Genomic DNA, 360 nt, shown 5'->3' on the forward strand with positions numbered 1-360 from the left:
GGCGGTGCGTTCGGTGGGGATGCGTGGCGTGCCGCCGCCTCCGCCGCAGTCGCTCAGGGACACGCGCAGGGTGGCCGCGTCGGGCATGGACAGGGCGCGCAGGACCTCGCCGCCGGTGCGGCCGGAGTCGGTGTACTTGACGCCGTTGGCGAAGAGTTCGCTGGTGACCAACTGGAGGGTGTCGACCAGGTCGGGGTCGAATCCGGCCAGGTCGGTGGCGAGGTCGGCGCGCACCCGCGACAGGTGGGCGAGGTCGCCGGGGTAGGTGCGGTGTTCCCAGAAGACGGCCGGGCGGGTCCGGGTGGTGGTCGTGGTCATCAGACGGCCACCCGCTCGGGGCGCCGGGGCGCGGGCACGGGG

1 protein-coding gene is annotated in these 360 nt (G+C 74.7%); it reads right to left on the minus strand.

The window, feature by feature from the left end; translation table 11 throughout:
- Positions 1 to 318: ATP-binding protein (locus ADL05_RS03070; protein WP_369800880.1), on the minus strand; the 318-nt coding region annotated here is incomplete at its 3' end.
- Positions 319 to 360 lie beyond the last annotated feature (42 nt).

Origin of the sequence: Nocardiopsis sp. NRRL B-16309 (genome assembly GCF_001279585.1) — a bacterium.
In the GTDB taxonomy this organism is placed as follows: domain Bacteria; phylum Actinomycetota; class Actinomycetes; order Streptosporangiales; family Streptosporangiaceae; genus Nocardiopsis.